Here is a 15,408-nt window from a genome sequence, read left to right on the forward strand (position 1 = left end):
GGTTCGGAACATCGAATTTTGATCGGTGATGATGTCGTCATTGGCGTTGGCGCTAAAATCGTACCTCGACCCGACCGCGGTCTGAGAATCGGCTCTCGTTCAATTATCGGCGCCGGCGCCGTCGTAACCAAAGACGTGCCTGATGACTGCACCGCCATCGGTGTGCCAGCGCGATCTCGATCTCGAATCAAGATGAGAGCATGAAAGTAGCTCTCTTAAGTCACACGTTCCTCTCCACCGACGGCCAGGGGAAGGTCAACGCCAAGGTTGCCGAACACCTTCTCCGGCGTGGGCACGCCGTAACGCTGATCTCAGCGGACCGACAGGGCGATGTCGAAGGGCTTGAGGGTGCGTCGCACATCACCGTCTCGCCTGCGAAAGCGCCGACTCGACTGCTGCGACACTTATTGTTCGGAAAGCGCTCGGCCGACACGATTCAACGCCTCCGTAGCGAGCATGACTTGATTGTCGCCAATGGCGGGATCAGCATGGCGTCGTCGGACGTGAACCTCTGCCACTTCGTGCACGCCAGCTGGATAAAGTCGGCGCAACATCCGGCCCGTGCGTCCAGGCGACGCCCGTGGAGTTGGTACCAGTATGCCTATTCGTGGCAGGCGCGCCGCTGGGAAGCCGACGCCTACCGGCGGGCGCGCCGGATCGTAGCGGTCTCCGGCCTTGTTAAGGAACAGTTGGTGAAGGATGTCGGCGTTGAAGCTGCGAAGGTGGTTGTCGTCGAGAACGGCCTCGACCCCGGACCTTCAGAGAAATGCAGTATTACCCGAGAGCACGCGCGGAAAGTGTTTGATGTCGATGACGACGCATTCGTCGTCTTCTTCGCCGGCGAATTGAAGACTCCTCGAAAAAACTTCGACGTTCTTCTTCGTGCGCTTCCGACTCTGCCGCCGCAGGTGGTTCTTGTCGCGGCAGGTGCGTATGACGGAGGACCGTATCCGACGATGGCCGCCCGCCTCATGGTCCGAGATCGGGTGCGATTCCTGGGATTCCGTCGTGACGTCAATTCGCTTTTCCCTGGTGGCGATGCGTTCGCCCTGCTATCGCATTACGACCCGTTTGGGCTAGTGCTCACCGAAGCAATGTCGGTTGGTCTCCCCATCGTCACATCGGCAACCTGCGGTGCTTGCGCGGCGGTGCGTCGCCACGATGCTGGCATCGTACTGGAGAACCCTACCGATACCACAGCCACCGCCAACGCGATACGGCTGCTACTTGGAGATCGTTCGATGCGACGGCGGATGGGTGCGGGTGGGCGAGCAGCCGCTCAGGAACTCGCTTGGCCAAGAGTTGGTGAGCGGTATGAAGCGATTCTTATAGAAGTCGCGTCGGAAGTCGCCGCTGGATCACCCGCCAGTTCGAGTCAAAGCGGAAGAGATTCGTGTGTCTGATACCATCCCGACTCGAATCGTCTCTATCGGCGCCGAGTGGCTTAACGTCCGTACCGGCGGACTCAACCGCTATGCGGAAGGGGTCTCCCGCGCGCTTGCGGCCGAGGGCGTCGCGCAACGATGGTTGGTGACAGGGACAGAAGACCTGACCCCGAGCGAGTTGGTTCAAGTTCACGCCGTCGCGTCACCCGACGACGGCGTGATCACCCGCCTTCGCGCCATGTGGCGGGAGCGTTCAATTATCGAGGGCGCCGACTTGGTCACGTCGCACTTAGCGCTCTACGCGTACCCCTTGCGTGGGCGCCTGAAGTATCTACCCCATGTCGTTCATTTCCATGGTCCCTGGGCCGACGAGTCTCACGTCGAGAAGAAGGTCGGTCTCAATGTGCGGGTCAAGCGTCATATTGAACACGCGGTGTACGCGACGGGCGACCGCTTCATCACGCTTTCGCAGGCGTTCGCCAACGTACTCTTCCATCGCTACGATGTGAATCCTGAACGAGTGCGGGTGATCCCGGGTGGCGTCGATATCGATCACTTCGAAACCGGGCTCTCAAGGCGAGACGCGCGGCGAAGCTTACGATGGGAACTCGATCGGCCAATCGTGCTTTGCGTTCGCCGGCTCGTTCACCGCATGGGGCTTGAACAACTCATCGAAGCAATGGCTGAGGTCCGCCGGAGTCGCCCCGACGCCCAGTTGATGATCGCTGGCAAAGGCCCCTTATCGCCGGCGCTGGCCGACATCGTCACTGAATCCGGCCTTGCCGATACGGTGCGTCTGCTGGGTTTCGTCCCCGACGACGCGCTGCCGACGGTGTACCGCGCTGCGGACCTCTCGATCGTGCCAAGCCAGTCGCTAGAAGGCTTCGGGCTGATCATTCCTGAATCGTTGGCAGCGGGAACCCCCGCGCTCGTCACTCCCGTCGGGGGCATGCCGGAGATCGTTCGTGACCTAGACTCGAACCTCATCCTCCCAGGCTCGACCGTCGGCGATATCCGTGACGGGTTGCTGAACGCGCTGAACGGCCTGGAGAGCCTACCGAGTACAGCCGCTTGCCAAGCTTATGCTCAAGAACGGTTCAGCTGGCCGGCGATCGCCAAACGCGTCCTCAGCGTCTACACCGAGGCGATGGAGGCATACAACTGAGATGACGGCGCCCAGTGTTCTCTTCATTGATCAAAGCGGTCAGCTAGGCGGAGCCGAGCTCTCGCTATTTGACGTCGTCCGCACTCGGCTCGATGCCGGCGCTAAGCGTGACACGGTTGCCCTCTTTACCGAGGGCCCCTTTGCTGATCAACTCCGCTCCGCCGGCGTGCGGGTTGAAGTACTACAAGAAGATCTCAAAGTTCAGAAGAACGCGGGCCTCACACGGCACCTGGCGGCGGCGCCGAACGCATTGAAGCTTGCGTTGAGATTAAGAAATTTGGCGACGCAACACGAGGTCATCTACGCCAATACACAACGCGCAGCCGTCATCGGCGGAGTGGCCGCCAAATGGGCTCGGAAGCCCTTCCTGTGGCATCTGCGAGACATGCTCGACGCCAGTCACTTCAGCCGGGCCAACCGCCGGATTGCAGTGCTCACTTCCAACGCGTGCGCGAGGACAGTGATCGCTAATTCGAAGGCCACCGCCAACGCCTACCGCCGCGCCGGCGGAAAATGCCCCACAAGAATTGTCTACAACGGCATCGATGCTGTTCCTTTCGATAAAGTTACCGTCGAGGAAGCGAACGCCGTCAGGCGATCATTTGCAGTCGGTGAAGATACGCCACTCATCGGCGTATTCGGACGGATCACCGAATGGAAGGGGCACCGCATCTTACTCGAAGCGATTCAATGCGACGAACTCGGCCGCGTACAAGTAGTCGTCGTTGGCGATGCACTGTTCACGGATGCCGATCGACGACTTGCCCATGAACTGATCTCCCTCACAAGGCGCGATGCACTCGCCGGTCGAGTACACTGGCTTGGCCATCGAAACGACGTGCCGACGCTCATGAAGGGTTGTGACGCCATCGTTCACTGCTCGACTCAGCCGGAGCCTTTTGGACGCGTTATCCTAGAAGGTCAGCTCGCGGGTAGGCCGGTGATTGCCGCGGCGGCAGGTGGCGCTCTGGAAATCATCGAAGACGGCGTGAACGGACTCTTGACTCCCCCCGGTGATGTTCAATCGCTCTCAGCTGCGATTCAACGACTATTATCCGATAGAGAGCTGACAAGTTCGCTCGTCGCAGCGGGGTCACGAACGGCTCGCAGTCGATTTACGTTAGCATCGTACGTCACAGCCGTAGAGGACGTCATTAACGCTGCCGTTATAGACAATAATTCTTGCCGGACGGGCTAGATCGAATAAGCACCGCGGTCCACCCGTGAGCTGCCTTCTACGCTACACTAGGGGATTGCCAAACCAACTTTCCGCGACGGTTTTACCTACCGCTCTGTCGGGGACTGAAGTGCCAATGAACATTGGATCGATCCCGCTCGGCATTGTCGCTTTTGCCGTGTGCCAAGCATTGACGGCCGGCGCCGCGCATGCGGACTGGCCCACCGAAGCCGACCCGCCACCCCCCATCGAGCAAGGCGGCTACGAGCTGGTGTGGGCGGACGAGTTCGACAAAGATGGCGTCCCCAACCCGGCCAACTGGGACTACGAGCACGGCTTCGTCCGCAACAACGAGTTGCAATGGTACCAGCCGCAAAACGCCATGGTCGATAATGGGCTCTTGACCATTCAGGCCGTCCGCGAGCGCCGTGCCAATCCCGACTACCACGTAGGGAGCCGGTCGTGGGCCACGCAACGAAAGTCTGCCGAGTACACGTCCGCCTCCGTAATAACTCAAGGCAAACGCGAGTGGCTCTACGGCCGGTTCGTGATGCGAGCCAAGATCCCGACCGCGCCCGGTATGTGGCCGGCGTTTTGGACCCTCGGCGACGGCAGTTGGCCACGCTGCGGTGAGATCGACGTGATGGAGTACTACCGCGGCATGGTACTCGCCAACGCGGCCTGGCAAGGCGAAGACCGGCTGGTCGCCTGGGACGCTGTTCGCGTGCCGATCGATCAACTCGGCGACGCCAGTTGGTCCGATGAGTTCCACTTATGGCGGGTGGACTGGACTGCGGCGAGGATCGATATCTACGTTGACGACCGATTGATCAACAGCATTGACTCCACGGTGGCGGACGGCGGCGGCCACGAAGGCAAAAACCCTTTCCGGCAGCCTCACTACCTCCTTGTCAACCTAGCCGTTGGTGGTCAAAACGGCGGCGACCCCTCAGGCGTCGAGATGCCCGCAAAGTACGTCATCGACTTCATTCGTGTCTATCAGCGACAAGACGACGGCGTCATTCCGAAATCCTCACATCGTCAGTCACTATCACCTACGGAAGTCGCGGCTCGGGCCGACTAGACTCCGCAACGCAAGTAGCATCTCAATCACGTCCTGTCGTCTGCGGCTTCGCTGACCAACTACGCGCCGCAGCTGTTGCAATGACTGCCTAACGCCGTCACGCCTCTGTCTCTGTCTTCTTGTGGAAGGGCTGAAAATACCAGCGGTTCGCAGCGCGAACCGCCTTCATGGCGTCGTTGGCTGACACGAGCGCTGTCGGCACAAGGAAGAGCGACACCAGCGTTGCGAACATGACGCCGAAGGCCAACGATACCGCCATTGGGATCAAGAACTGGGCTTGCAAGGACTTATCGATCATCAACGGCACCAAGCCGATAAAGGTGGTGACCGAGGTCAACAGGATGGGGCGAAACCGACGAGCGCCCGAGAGCAGAGCGGCCTCTTCGATTGAAGACCCCTCCTCGCGGCGACGATTGACGTAGTCGATCATCACGAGGGTATCGTTCACCGCGACCCCCGCTAGAGCGAGGATGCCAAACACAGATAAGTACGACGGAGTGATCCCCATGAAGAGGTGCCCGAGCAAGGCGCCAATGATCGCAAAGGGCACCGCGAGCATCACAAAAAAGGGTTGGCTCATCGAATTGAGCGCGATCGCCAGCAGGCCGTACAAACAGAAGCACAACAGCAGCGATCCCAGGATTGTCGTCTTCTGAGCGTCGTCAGCTTCAGCGACGTACCCGACGTACTCGAATGCCAGTCCGTTGGCGGCACACAGTTCGGTTATGCGTGGATTGATCTCCCTGGCGATGCCGAGGACATCGACGGTCTCGTCGGCCGGTTGAGCGCCGATGCGGAGAATTTCCGAGCCATCTTTTCTCTGGACCGAAGAGGGGGCTTTGGTAAAGGCCACTTCGGCGACCGTCGAAAGCGGGACGTTCGCCCCGAGAGGGGTTCGGATCCGCATGCGATCCAGAGTGTAGAGGGACTCGCGCTGCTCGCGAGGCAGCCGCACCATGACGCGGATATCGTCGATCCCGCGCTGCACTCGCTGGGCCTCTTCGCCAAAGAATGCTTGGCGAATCTGCTGAGCTAGAAGCTGCTGGGTAAGCCCCAACTCGGCAGCGAGCGGCTTCAGCTTCAGCTCGAGCTCGTCTTGACCGTAGTTGATGTTGGCCCACGTCGAGGCAAAGCCGGCGTATTCCTGCAATAGGGACCGAATCTGACGCGCAACATCCGCCTTCTCAGGCGACATCGGGCCGCGGAGCTCGATATTGAGGTTTTCGCCGTCGAAGTCCTGCTCGTTGCGCACCCCCGAGTCTGAACGCACTCGAAATTCGGTGGCCTCGGGGATCGGTCCAACCAGCTCGGTCCATCGCGTGACCAGCTCGCTGTTCTTCGGCCCCGGCTCGGTACGATCCGTAGGGGACATCACCTCAAACGAAATCACGCCGCGTGACTTATCGAAATCGCGGTGTATCCGAGCGGCTCCGATAAGCTTTGAGACGTTCAAGACGAGCGACTTACCTGTTCCTGGATCGACGTACTCTTCCTGCATCTCCAGCAGGGCGTCCTCGATCCGATCCAGATAACGAACGGTCACCTCCAACGGCGTGTCGTCAGGCATGTCAAGCTCGGCGGAGATTCTCTGCCCATCGACTGCTGGGTAGGCGATGAACTCCATCCGCCCACTCAGGCAATAAGCGGTCATAAGCAGGGCGCCCACAGCAAACAAAGCCAACACCGATGCCCGGTAGTGCATCGCGACCCTAAGCACCGGCACGTAGACCTTATCGACAAACATCTCAAGTCCGTTGGCGATGGAGGCCTGGAAGCGTGAGAAAGTGTTGTCGCGGGGCGCGGCTCGCAGATGCTTGAGATGCGCGGGGAGGATCAGCTTGGATTCAATGAGCGAGAAGAGCAGCACCGGCGCAACGATCGGCGGTACTTGAGACGCAAAGTCCCCCCAACTCCCGTCGAAGAACACTAGCGGCAAGAACGCGACGATTGTCGTCAGCACGCCGAAGGTCACCGGCACCGCCACCTCATGCGCGCCATCGACGGCCGCGTCGAGCGGGGGTACGCCGGCTCTCAACTTCATATAGATATTCTCGCCGGTGACGATGGCGTCGTCGACCACGACACCGACGACGATGATGAACCCGAACAAGCTCATCACGTTCGCGGTTAGACCGAAGAACGGCATCGTCAGTACGCCGCCGGCAACGGCGACGGGAATCCCGAGAACGATCCAGAACGCCAGCATCGGTCGCAGGAACAGACCCAGGAGAAGCATGACAAGCACTCCGCCTTGAACGAGCGAACCGACGAGCGTGCTCAGACGGCCTCGGATCGAAACCGATTCGTCGTCCCAAATGAAGAGATCGATCCCCTCGGGAAAACGGGCCCGGGACTTGCGGACGTACTCGTGAACCTGGTCCGAAATGTCGATAGCGCTCTCGTTGCCGGTGCGTAACACCTCGACGAAGAGCGCCGGTTTACCGTTGAACTCGACCGATTTCTCGCCCTCCTCGAATCCGTCGGTTACAGTCGCGACGTCACCGAGCAGCACATCGGCGCCGTTGGCTGCACGGATGGGAAGGCGGTTGAAGTCCCGCTCACTATAAGCCTGACCCCGGGTGCGGACGATGAAGGTGCCACTAGCGCTGTCGATCGAACCCGCGGGCAGATCGATCGAGAATTGCCGAATCGCATCGGCGAGCTCTTGAAAGCTCAGCCCGTACGAAACGAGTTTCTCTAGGTCAACTTCGACGCTAATTTCGTACCGACGGTCTCCCTGTACTTGGGCGCGGCTGACGCCTGGAAGAGCGATTACGTCCTCCTGCACACGCCGCGCAACTTCGCGGAGTTCGCGTTGACTAAGGTCTCCGGTGACCGCAATGCTGAGGACCTCCCACCAATTGGAAGAGTCCGGGATCATTACGCGGGGACGTTCGGTTTCGTCCGGAAACGTCGTGATCGTATCGATTCGCGCGACGACATCGTCCATCAGCGCCCGCAGGTCGGCGCCGGGCTCGGCGTTCAAAAAGAGTCGCGCCTCGCCCTGACGGCCCTCTGAGATGATCTCTCGGATGCCCTTAACCCCTTCGAGCGCCTCTTCCATTGGGATCAAGATGGCCCGCTCGATATCCTTGGCGGTGCCGCCGCGGTACACCATGTCGACCATGACCATCTCGAAATTGCGAGCCGGAGAGACCTCCAGGGGCACATGGAACATCGCCACGTAGACGCCCGCGACGACGATCGCGAGCATCAAGAAGTTAGCGGCTATGCCATTGACGGCGAACCAGCGAATCATTGGCCTACGTCAGTTGGCGACGCCCGAGTCGGCGTCTTCGGTCTTAGCGTCGGCAATCGCTGTGCCCGACTGCGCATCAGGAATAATATCGACCTTGGCCCCTTTGGGAGTGAAGGCCATCGGTGTGGTGGCGATCCACGTGTTATGCGGCAATGACGAACTCGCCACCACCACATGGTCGGCGTCGGACCAGATTGCGCTAACGCTCAGCGGTAGCAGCGTCTGGTCGGATTGGTTGACGAGCACGACTTTGTCTAACTCGCGCACCGCGCCTCGTGGAAGAGCGATCACGTCACGCAACACACGGCCTTCGATCGACGCCAACACGGGCTGCCCGATCCGAATCGCCGGGCGGCCCGACTCACGCCCGAAAGGGTCATCGATACGAGCGATGGCGAAGAGGTCCCGAGAGCTTTCGTCGAGGACGCCCTCGGTCCGCACAATCTCCGCTTCCCACGCCGTATCGTTTTCGCTGTTGATGGCGTCACGCAGTTCGACTCTCAGCGGCGGGTCGTCTGCGAACTCCGGCAATTCAAGGTACTGCCGCTGTTCGCTTGAGATAGGGAGCCGCACCTCGGCGAACTCAACCGCGAAGACCTCCCCCAGCGGCGAGCTTGGGTTGGCAAGTTGCCCAAGTCCGATCTGCTTCGCTTGAACCCGACCGTCGAAGGGAGCGACGACTCGCGTCCGTTGGAGGTTGAGCGAAGCTTGGGCAAGCCGGGTCTTTGCCAGCTCAACATCCGCCTCGGCTTGCTCACGCGTTGCCGAGGCCTCGTAGACTTCCGCGCGAGACACCGCGTTGGACTCGACCAGCCGGAGCTTCCGCTCTTCGACGAGGGTCGCCAGCTTGAGGGCCGACTTCGCGGCCGCCAGTTCCGACTCGGCGATCGAGAGGGCCGTTTCGTAGTCCCGGCGGTCGATTTCCACCAAGACGTCACCAGCCTTGAAGTACGCGCCCACCTCGAAGGAAGGGCTCACCTTGACGATCGTTCCCGCTACCTCAGCCGAAAGCACCACCCGATTGACCGACTGCACGACTGCATTCGTCTTTATGATGACGGGGTAATCTTCAACGACGAGGTTCTCGACCTTGGTCCGGAGCGTTAATGCGGCGGGAGCCTGCGCCGGCTTCTGCTCGATCTCGACTGCAAGTGTCGTAAACCCGTACCAGCCCAAGGCCAAGATGGCGATCGGAAGCGCAGAGCGCAAGGCAATGCCCAAGGGCCCGGCAGCCCGCTGAGCGGCTGTCGGTGCGGAGGATTTCGCAATCGGCTGGGGAGCGGCCGTCATCAACTGATAGTGTCGCATGCGGGTTAGCCTGGAGAGCCCCTCATTATAGCTATCCCCGTGGGCATTGACCGCCCCTTTTAGCCACCCCGGCGTGTCGCTTGTGGTTTAGCTCACCAGACAGCGAGATTCGTCGCTTGCTTAAGGCAGGGAGCAGCCGAGTAGGGCAGGGGGCTCCGCAGCAGCCCCGTCCGCCCAGTGAAACCTTACCGGTCGCAGTGGTTCTGCCGATCCGCTGGCGCCGATCGGTGAAGCTTTTCCGGCTCGCACGGGCAGGTTGTCCGACCGGCGCCGAAAGCAACGAAAACTCTGATGCTGACGAGAGTTCTCGATTTGCAGGGCGGGACATGCGACCAAGATCACGACCAAGCCGCTGTCTAATAACCCTGCGAGCCGATTCGCGCTGGTTAGCGGGCCTCGCCTTGCTTGGGGTGGTTGCGCTCACCCCGGGTTGCCGGAGTCCGAGGGAATGGGTCGCCAATGGTTTCAAGGTGGGTCCCAACTACTGCCCGCCAACGGCGCCGGTCGCCCAGGACTGGATCGACGCCAACGACAGGCGGGTGTTGAAGGACCCCGTCGATCACGTCGTCTGGTGGTCGTCCTTCAACGACCCGGTCCTCAACGAGCTCGTGCTTCAGGCCTACGGCCAGAACCTCACCGTCCGCGAAGCCGGCGCCCGAATCATGGAGGCACGGGCGCTGCGGGCGATCGCCGTGGGGAGTTTCTTCCCTCAGCAGCAAGACTTCTCGGCATCCTACACGCATAACCTCTCAACGGGGTCGGGCTTCGACAGGCACTTCAGCACCTGGCGTGGGTCATTCAGCCTCGCCTGGGAGATTGACTTCTGGGGCCGCTACCGTCGGGCCATTGAGGCGGCCGACGCCGACCTCGACGCCTCGGTCTTCGACTACGGCGACGTCGTTGTCACACTCGTCGCGGACGTGGCGGCGACTTACATCGATATTCGCACGCTACAAGCGCGCCTCGAACTCGTTCAGCAGAACGTTCTCAATCAGCAGAAGACCTACGACACCATCCAGACTCGCTTCAACGGCGGAGAAGCCAGCGACATCGACGTCCAGCAGGCCAAATCCAGCCTGGCGCAAACGAAGGCGCTTGCGCCGCAAGTCGAGAGCGCACTACGGCAAGCACAGAATCAACTCTGCGTCCTTTTGGGCATGCCCCCCGAGGACCTCACGACAATGCTTGGCGAAGGCGAAATCCCGGCGGTCGAACCCGAGATCGCCCTAGGCGTTCCCGCGGCGACGCTGTTGCAACGCCCCGACGTTCGCCGCGCCGAACGCAATCTCGCAACACAAAGCGCGTTGATCGGCGTCGCCGAGGCGGACTTGTACCCTCAGATCACGCTGGTTGGAACCGTCGGCCGCAGCGCGAACCAGTTTGCGGATGTCTTCCGCAGCGGCGCCGGATTCGGTTCGATTGGACCCAGCCTGAATTGGAACATCCTCAACTACGGCCGTATCGTTAACGGTATTCGCGTTCAAGACGCCCGGTTCCAGCAACTCTTGGCCAACTACAGACAGACGGTCTTGCTGGCGAACCTGGAAGCGGAAAATGCGATCGTCGATTTCTTGAAGTCGCAACAGCGCTTCGAGCTTCAACTCGAAGCGGCACAAGCCGCCGGTAAGACCAACGAGCTCATCAACTTGCAGCTCGATGAAGGTGAAGTTGATATCAATCGTGTGATCACTGTCCAGGACTCGAAGACGCGACAAGAGGAGAACGCCGCCGTTGCGAAAGGGCAGGTCGCGCAGGCCTATATCGCGATCTACCGTTCGCTGGGCGGAGGGTGGCCGTCCCCCTATCTCGCACGGGGACTTACCCCTCCGGTCGAAGCTGCTGAGGCAATCCAGGCCGCCGAGGAAGAGATCGCCGCCCCGCCCGCCATCGAGCCGCTGCCGATCGAGGAGGCCCTACAACTGCCGGAAGAAGTAGAGCGCTAGATTAGAATCGACCAGAACCGTGATTCCCAGGAGGGTCGCGTCTCCCTAGTCGTTCCGCGCCAGGGCGCCGTAGGCTGGCGACGATTACAAGACCTCTTTGGAACCTCACCGAATGGCCGCTAAGCGCATTGGCTTCGTCGATGACAACCTCGACAACTTCCACGCAAACACCTACCTGTCGGCGCTACGAGGCCCGCTCGTCCACCGCGGTTGGGAGATTGTCGGCGCCACGGCGCTTCAGGCTGAGAAGGGCACAGCCTGGGCTACCAAGAATGGGATCCCTCATTACGACACAATCGCTGACCTGGCGTCAGCCGTTGATGCCATCGCGATCTTGGCGCCTTCGACCCCAGAGACGCACGAGGCGCTGGCAGAACAGGTCTTGCCCCACGGCAAGCCGACTTTCATCGATAAGACTTTCGCGCCCGACCTAGCGGCGGCGGAACGAATTTTTGCACTAGCTGACTCCAATCGCGTCGCGGTTCAATCGACCTCGGCATTGCGAACGACGGCAATTCAAGCGCAGCTTGAGAAGCTCGAAGGTCCGCTGGTGAACCTTGGCGTGTGGGCCGGCGGCGCGTCTCTTGCCGAGTACGGCGTCCATCCGGTCGAGATTGTTGTCAGTTGCCTCGGGCCCGAAGCCGAGCGGCTTACCGTCGCCGGCGCCGAGCTTCACCCCACCCTCGTCATCGAGTACAGCCGTGGCCGCGTGGCGACGATCGACTTCAATGCCGCCGAGTACGCGCCGTTTGTCGCGATGCTTACGACCGATCGTTGGTCGCGGCATGTGGTAGTGGATGACCAACGACTCTTTGTCGATGCGGCGGCGGCGATCCTCGACTTCTTCGAGGCCGGTCAACCGCTCGTTCCGCGTGGCGAGACCCTCGCTGTCATGCGAATTCTGGAGGCAGTGAAAAGCCCCGCGGCTCGCCATGGATGGGTTACCGTCTGAACCCGTCTCGAGAGACGGCTGCGCAAGCCGCCCCGTTGCGTTCGTGCGTTCAGCGAACCACATTAGCATAGGCCAGGACTGCTCGCCCTTAGCCGAGGAGCCGCCGACTGGCAGAACAAGGGAGCTGACGACATGCGATTAGGAATACTTGGGGCAGGAGCCGTCGGCGCAAAGCATGCCGCCGCTGCGGCCATCGCAGGGGTTGAGCTGGGTCGCGTCGTTGATCGCAATGTCGATCGCGCCGCGGTAATCGCCGGCGAATTTGGCGCCACAGCGAGCGACGATCCACGCACTTTGTGGGACGACGCATCGATCGACGCGGTTGTCATCGGCGTACCGAATTGCTTCCACCGTCCATTGGCGCTCGAAGCGATGCGAGCGGGCAAGGACGTGTTACTCGAAAAGCCGATGGCTCTCACCGCCACCGAATGCGACGATCTCTGTGAAGCCGCCGAAGGGTTGGGACGAGTCCTGCAGGTCGGTTACGCCCACCGTTTCACAGCCGTCGGCGCCGGCGCCAAGGGGCTCGTCGAGACAGGCGTGCTAGGCGAGGTCTATCACGCCAAGGCTCACCTCCATCTCCGACGCGGCGTTCCCGGCCTCGGTGGTTGGTTCACGACCAAAGCGATGTCCGGCGGCGGCGCTCTGCTTGATTTGGGGGTTCACCTTGTTGACCTCGGGCTCCACCTCCTTGGGCAACCAACCGCCGTCGCCGTCAGCGGCAAGGCGTACGCCAAGTTCGGCGTGAAAATGCGCGATTACATCTACGAATCGATGTGGGCAGGCCCCCCAAACTACGAGGGCGTTTGCGACGTGGATGATCACGCCACCGCCTTAGTAACCTTTGATTCCGGCGCGACCCTCGATCTGCAAATTGCTTGGGCATGTAACCTACCGGCAGGAACGACGCCCGACTCACTAGTTGCACTTCTCGGTGACCGCGGCGGGCTGACTTTCGAGCTCTTCGGCGACCACCTCGTCCTCCGAACAGAGGTCGCGGGCCGCAACGCCGACGCAAAAATCCCCCTCCCTCTAGCCGACCAGATGGCGCTCCAGATGGCCGACTTTGTCGAAGCAGTGAGTTCTCGCACCCATGGCGTGGGCGCGACCCCCGCCGAAGGACGCAAGGTTCAAGCAATTATTGATGGGATCTACAAGTCGAGCGACGCCAATGCTCCCGTGACGCTCTAGCGAAAACCCCCTGTAGGCGATTGGTCCTTCCTGCGCCACTCATTGCCGCGGCTGACCTGAGCGACCAAGTCGTCGTGGCAGTCTACTTACTAGCGAGCCTCGCTCTAGGAATCGCCTCGAGCGGCTGGTTGCGTAGAAAATCGTCCACCAACCTCGGTCAGCCCCAGACCGATAGGGACTCCGAGGAGGACTACTTCCTAGCAGGGCGGCGAATGCCCGGCTGGGCCAATGGCATTTCTTACGCCGCGACCGCCCTCAACGCCGACGTCGGCCCGACCTACTGCGGATTCGCGGTTGTGGTAGGGCTACCGATCGCCTTCTTCTACCTTCCCCGCTTCGCGCTGGCGTGGATGATCGCTGCGATGCTTTTCGCCGCCCGCTGGCGGCAGCTGGGCGTCCGCACGGGTCCCGAGTTCTACGCTCTTCGCTTCGGCGGCGCACGGACACGCTTTGTTCGGGTCTACTCGTCGCTCTTCGCGGTGCTCGTGAACATGGCCCCATGGATCGGAGCCGGCCTTCTAGGGGTCCACAAGATCTTCGGCCCCGCTTTTGGCGTTGAGGACAAAGCCGTCACGCTATCGATCGTGCTGCCGGTGCTGTTGGTCTATGTCTGGATCGGCGGATTCGCCGGGGTTGTCGTGACCGACGTGATGCAGACTCTCGTTATCATTGGCTCGAGTCTTATGCTCGCTGCCGCGGTGCTCTGGGAGCACGGGGGACCCGGTGGCCTCGCCGAGGCGATCACAACGTCGATGCCAGAACAGTCGGCCGAGGTGCTCTCAACTTGGCCCGTATGGGGGCACCGAGTATTGGGGCCTTTGGTGGTCATGGCGTGGCTCGTTGTGCCAACCGTCGGCCGTGGCGGGTCCGTCGATCTCGAAGGACAGCGGCTCTTTTCGTGCCGCAGTGACCGCGATGCAGCATTGATGAACGTTTGGGCGATGATCGGCCTCTTCGTGATGCTACTGCTGCTGACGTTGCCGGCGCTGGGCTTACTCGTCAATCACCCCGAGCTCTACCAGGCCGAGCCTTCTGAACGAGAGAAGGCCTACGCAATGCTCCTGGACGAGTATCTCCCAGCCGGGCTCTTCGGCGTTGCGCTAGCAGCGCTACTCGCCAGCGTGATGTCGACAATCTCCAGTCACCTCAGCTACGGCTCGCAGACGTTGGTAAACGATGTGGCGAGGCAAGTCATACCCACAGCTTCCTGGTTGGCCCCGGGCTCGGCGGGGGCAGTGTGGACCGGACGGCTGCTGATGCTTGTCATCCTCGGCGTTGGTGTTGCAGTCACCTACAACGCCGAATCCCTTATTGGCATCGCAATCGTGTTGGCCGGCATGTACGGCGCTACGGCCACGGTCTACTGGGGGCAGTGGTGGTGGTGGCGTGTTAACTTCTGGAGTTGGCTCACCGCTATGGTCGGTGGCCCCTTGGTCTATGTCGCCTTAGGTGGGCTCACGATCGGTCCGATTGAGTTCATTGGGATCCTCGGCGCCTTACCCGCCTGGGCTGCTGCGCGTGGCGGCAGCGAGTCGGCCGCCCAAGGGATGGACATGCTCCAGGCCGCCCTAGGCATGGCCGTCACGCTCGTCGCTTGGGTCGTCGTCACGCTCGTCACGCGTCCCGAACCGATCGAAGTACTCAAGGCGTTCTACCGCCGTGCGCAGCCGATGGGCGCCTGGGGCCCTGTGCGGCAGGCGTGCCTCAATGACGATCCCGCGTGGCAAGCCCCGCGCGGAGGATTGCTTGTGCAGGGCTTCGCCACGGCTGCCTTCGGGGCAATTTCCGCCTCCAGCGGAGTACTGGCGGCGTCGGTCGCGTTTGTCGGCCGTTGGAGCGAGGCGGCAATCTACGCTGCTATCTCGGTGGCGTTTGGGGTTATCTTTACCCGGTTGTTCAACCGCATGATGAACCGCTTGGACGCCGACGCTTGATCGCTGATTC

General features: G+C 61.2%; 10 protein-coding genes. 8 read left to right on the top strand and 2 right to left on the bottom strand.

Translation table 11 applies throughout. From position 1 onward, the window contains the following. Positions 1-200 precede the first annotated feature (200 nt). The 4 genes from Spa11_RS14020 to Spa11_RS14035 all read left to right on the top strand — a co-directional run bounded on the left by Spa11_RS14020 (position 201) and on the right by Spa11_RS14035 (position 4,811). Positions 201-1,403: a glycosyltransferase family 4 protein gene (locus tag Spa11_RS14020; RefSeq protein ID WP_145113286.1), complete on the top strand. Its 1,203-nt coding sequence runs from the start codon at positions 201-203 to the stop codon at positions 1,401-1,403. Next, the gene (locus Spa11_RS14025; protein ID WP_145113288.1) at positions 1,396-2,550 is read left to right on the top strand and encodes a glycosyltransferase family 4 protein; all 1,155 of its coding nucleotides are present in this window, start codon (positions 1,396-1,398) and stop codon (positions 2,548-2,550) included. Before Spa11_RS14020 ends, Spa11_RS14025 begins: the two co-directional genes overlap by 8 nt. A 1-nt stretch (position 2,551) precedes the next feature. Beyond that, on the top strand, positions 2,552-3,748 hold the full coding sequence (locus Spa11_RS14030; RefSeq protein ID WP_197529396.1) for a glycosyltransferase family 4 protein: 1,197 nt from the start codon (positions 2,552-2,554) through the stop codon (positions 3,746-3,748). A gap of 115 nt (positions 3,749-3,863) precedes the next feature. Further along, complete coding sequence (locus tag Spa11_RS14035) at positions 3,864-4,811, top strand: glycoside hydrolase family 16 protein (RefSeq protein WP_145113292.1); 948 nt, start codon at positions 3,864-3,866, stop codon at positions 4,809-4,811. 97 nt (positions 4,812-4,908) lie between these two features. Here Spa11_RS14035 and Spa11_RS14040 read toward each other — a convergent pair whose 3' ends face one another. Next, entirely contained in the window at positions 4,909-8,070 is a 3,162-nt protein-coding gene (locus Spa11_RS14040; protein WP_145113294.1) for an efflux RND transporter permease subunit, read from the bottom strand. Between the two features lie 9 nt (positions 8,071-8,079). After that, the gene (locus Spa11_RS14045) at positions 8,080-9,279 is read right to left on the bottom strand and encodes an efflux RND transporter periplasmic adaptor subunit (protein ID WP_197529397.1); all 1,200 of its coding nucleotides are present in this window, start codon (positions 9,277-9,279) and stop codon (positions 8,080-8,082) included. 569 nt (positions 9,280-9,848) lie between these two features. Here Spa11_RS14045 and Spa11_RS14050 point away from each other — a divergent pair. The 4 genes from Spa11_RS14050 (at position 9,849) to Spa11_RS14065 (ending at position 15,398) form a co-directional block, all read left to right on the top strand. Beyond that, positions 9,849-11,321 (top strand): efflux transporter outer membrane subunit, encoded by a 1,473-nt coding sequence (locus Spa11_RS14050; RefSeq protein WP_197529398.1) that lies wholly within the window; start codon positions 9,849-9,851, stop codon positions 11,319-11,321. Between the two features lie 112 nt (positions 11,322-11,433). Then, on the top strand, positions 11,434-12,273 hold the full coding sequence (locus tag Spa11_RS14055) for a Gfo/Idh/MocA family protein (protein WP_145113300.1): 840 nt from the start codon (positions 11,434-11,436) through the stop codon (positions 12,271-12,273). Between the two features lie 132 nt (positions 12,274-12,405). Beyond that, entirely contained in the window at positions 12,406-13,464 is a 1,059-nt protein-coding gene (locus Spa11_RS14060) for a Gfo/Idh/MocA family protein (RefSeq protein ID WP_145113302.1), read from the top strand. A 74-nt stretch (positions 13,465-13,538) separates the two neighbouring features. Then, a complete protein-coding gene (locus Spa11_RS14065) occupies positions 13,539-15,398 on the top strand; it encodes a sodium:solute symporter family transporter (protein ID WP_145113304.1) in 1,860 nt (619 codons plus the stop codon). The last annotated feature ends 10 nt before the right edge of the window (positions 15,399-15,408 follow it).

The organism is Botrimarina mediterranea, assembly GCF_007753265.1.
GTDB classification, from domain to species: domain Bacteria; phylum Planctomycetota; class Planctomycetia; order Pirellulales; family Lacipirellulaceae; genus Botrimarina; species Botrimarina mediterranea.

Bases quoted from the DNA above. Each gene is read 5' to 3' on its own strand.
- Spa11_RS14020 (WP_145113286.1), top strand. From the start codon at position 201: ATGAAAGTAGCTCTCTTAAGTCACACGTTCCTCTCCACCGACGGCCAG.
- Spa11_RS14030 (WP_197529396.1), top strand. From the start codon at position 2,552: ATGACGGCGCCCAGTGTTCTCTTCATTGATCAAAGCGGTCAGCTAGGC.
- Spa11_RS14035 (WP_145113292.1), top strand. From the start codon at position 3,864: ATGAACATTGGATCGATCCCGCTCGGCATTGTCGCTTTTGCCGTGTGC.
- Spa11_RS14040 (WP_145113294.1), bottom strand. From the start codon at position 8,070: ATGATTCGCTGGTTCGCCGTCAATGGCATAGCCGCTAACTTCTTGATG.
- Spa11_RS14055 (WP_145113300.1), top strand. From the start codon at position 11,434: ATGGCCGCTAAGCGCATTGGCTTCGTCGATGACAACCTCGACAACTTC.
- Spa11_RS14060 (WP_145113302.1), top strand. From the start codon at position 12,406: ATGCGATTAGGAATACTTGGGGCAGGAGCCGTCGGCGCAAAGCATGCC.